This window comes from Moorena sp., assembly GCF_982860115.1.
In genome coordinates this window covers 1-3,221 of the sequence record NZ_CEYLVT010000407.1, presented here as the reverse complement: position 1 = coordinate 3,221, position 3,221 = coordinate 1, and the positions used below count along the sequence as shown (strand labels likewise).

Genomic DNA, 3,221 nt, shown 5'->3' with positions numbered 1-3,221 from the left:
CGGGAATCGGGAATCGGGAATCGGGAATCGGGAATCGGGAATCGGGAACAGGGAAAAAATGCTGTGTACTTCATAGTTATGAAAAACGCTTTATCATTCTTGATTGATAGTCAAAATAAACTCGAAAAAATAAATCAAAATTTACATAAATTTCAGCAAATTGCAATAATATAAAACGTTTTTAATAGTAATAAGTTACACATAATTTTTCCCCTACTCCCTACTCCCTACTCCCGATTCCCTACTCCCGATTCCCGATTCCCGATTCCCGATTCCCTACTCCCTACTCCCTACTCCCTACTCCCTATTCCCTGTTCCCTTTTTTAAAAATGCTATAGCAATTACCAATTGTGGATTATGCCATACGACCCTAACTCAGGCTTTCCTAACCCAAGCTTTCCTAACTCAGGCTTTCCTAAAAAGCCAAACGATGACTATATAAATAGCAATAGTTTAGTCACCAATCCACCGGACTCCCTAAACACTAATCAGACACCACCCTCATCACCATCAGCGTCATCACCATCAGCGTCATCACCATCTCTCGGTGATGACTGGTCTGAAGTCACCCATGACTTGCTCAATACCTTGCCACGACCGTGGACTCGGGGATTGCTCTATCTGTTAGTGATTTGTGCCGGTACCCTTTTACCTTGGTCAATGCTCTCTAAGGTCGATGAGACCGGCAGTGCCAGAGGGCGGATTGAGCCTAAGGGGAAAACCATTAGGTTAGATGCACCAGTTTCTGGAACGGTAGCTGCCCTGAAAGTGAAAGAGGGGGAGATCGTAAAGGCAGGACAGATTTTACTGGAGTTAGAATCAGATTTAGTTCGTGCTGAGCTTGAGCAGTTGCATCAAAGACAGACAGGTCAACACAATCGGCTGGCGCAGTTGGACATACTCAAGAATCAATTGATGCTGGGGCTGCATACCCAACAGCAACAGAACCAAGCTCAAGAATTGGAAAAACAGGTTCAAGTGGAGCAGGCAAAGTATAATCTTGATTCTCTCAAGAATATCCATAATTTACAAAAAGAAGAAAAACTGGCCCAAATCAATCAAGTTCAGCAATCGATTGAGTCGAGTCAAGCAAGTTATAAATTAGCATTAATTCGGTTATCAGCTGCTCAGGAAAGACTCCCACGCTACAAACAAGCCTTTGAGCAAGGTGTCATTTCACAAGACCGCTTCATTGAAGCGGAACAGCTGGTAAAAGAAAATTACCAAAGCGTTATGCAAGCCCAGTCCGATATTTTGCAAGCCAAGTCTCGCCTCAAAGAGCAGCAAGGCAGCTACGAGCGGATTATTCATGAAGCTAAAGCTGATATTCAGCAAGCTGAACTTCGCCTCAAAGAACAGAAACGTAGCTATCAGAGTCTAGTACAAGGCAGTAAACTGGCGATGCTAAAAATTGAGGAACAGCTGAAGAATTTGGAAACAGAAATTACTACCCTGCAAGCAGAAATTGCCCAGGCTAAAACCCAGATTAAATCCTTAGAATTTCAGTTAGAGCAACGAGTACTCAAGGCTCCTGCTACTGGCACAGTTTTTCATTTACCGATCCAAGGGGCTGGGGATGTTGTCCAACCGGGAGAGGTAATTGTAGAGATTGCACCAGAGAATTCAGCCCTAGTACTGCGAGCGCAAATAGCCACTACAGAGAGTGGGTCTTTACAGGTAGGAATGCCAGTGAAGATGAAGTTTGATGCTTATCCCTTCCAAAACTATGGAGTATTGAAAGGTAACCTGAGTTGGATTTCCCCAGACTCTAAGACGACAGAAACCAACCAAGGCAAACTCGAAAGCTTTGAACTAGAAATCGAGTTAGAAAAGCCCTATATCGAAGCCCGAGACAAACAGATTACCTTAACTCCAGGTCAGACGGCAACAGCAGAAGTGATTGTTCGGCAACGTCGTGTTATTGATTTTGTTCTCGATCCATTTAAGAAGTTGCAAAAAAGTGGTTTAGAGCTTTGACATAAATTTTTGTTAGTCATTAATCATTAGCGATTAATCATTTATTAGCTGAATGCTTACGATTCAGATATCGATAGTTTTGTCAACTTTGTTCAGATATTACTTGACTCGCTCTAATGATGATCATCTAGACTAATAAGTACCACCTACTTATTGTACCCTAGCCGCGATGTCTTTGACTCAAGACTTAAAAAATCCAACAGAAACTGCAACAACTGTACCGGAAGATGTTATATTACCCCCTAGGGATTTACTCAGTGACGAACCACCTTTGGAAACTGATCTACATCGACTACAAATGACCCTACTCATCCAATGCCTAGAGTGGTTGTGGGATGAGCGTGATGATTTCTATGTCTCGGGAAATCTGACTATTTATTACAGTCCTCGACAACGTAAGTCTGAAGAATTCCGTGGGCCTGACTTTTTTGTGGTGCTGGGAACTGAGCGCAAACCTCGGAACAGTTGGGTAGTGTGGCAAGAAGAGGGGAAGTATCCGAATGTGATTGTAGAAATTATTTCCCCTACCACGGCAGATACTGACCGAGGATTAAAGAAACAAATCTACCAGGATACATTCCGTACTCCCGACTATTTCTGGTTTGACCCCAACACCCTGGAATTGAAGGGCTTCCACTTGGTAGATGGTTGTTATCTCGAACTTGAGCCTAATCAAGAAGGTTGGTTGTGGAGTCAACAGTTGGCACTATATTTGGGAATTTATGACTCAAAATTACGTTGGTTTACCGCAGAAGGACAACTAGTTCCCACTCCTACTGAAGCAGCCGAACTCCAAAAGCAACGAGCCGAACAAGAATGTCAACAAAAGCAACAAGCTCAGGAGCAATTAGCTCAAATGGAGTCATTGTTAGCTCGTTATCGAGAAGAGTTCGGTGATTTGCCTGAGTGATATAGCATTTTGACTTGATAGGTTAATATACTCCTGTAGGGGAAGGCAAGAGGCAAGAGGCAAGAGGCAATAGTTAATCAACTATATAGGCATTTTTGGTAAGTAAAAAAAACTAATCCTTGTTTCCAATTCATGAAAAAACTATATCAGGAAATTAACAATTAAAAATTAACAAACAATTACCCATTAACAAGGTTACTCTTGCCTTTTGCCTTTTGCCTTTTGCCTTTTGCCTCTTGCATTTTTGAGCAGGAAGTGTGTTTACAACCCAGATAAAAACGTAAATACTCAATAACTGCTGTGGATTCAAACAAATGGGTATTGAGCTGGCCCC

The 3,221-nt window shown here is 42.3% G+C and carries 2 protein-coding genes; both read left to right on the top strand.

All coding sequences use genetic code 11. The annotated features are described in order from the left end of the window. Positions 1-357 precede the first annotated feature (357 nt). Entirely contained in the window at positions 358-1,977 is a 1,620-nt protein-coding gene (locus AC4II3_RS32125; protein ID WP_488017085.1) for a beta-barrel domain-containing protein, read from the top strand. Between the two features lie 169 nt (positions 1,978-2,146). Then, complete coding sequence (locus tag AC4II3_RS32120) at positions 2,147-2,887, top strand: Uma2 family endonuclease (protein ID WP_488017087.1); 741 nt, start codon at positions 2,147-2,149, stop codon at positions 2,885-2,887. Positions 2,888-3,221: the final 334 nt, after the last annotated feature.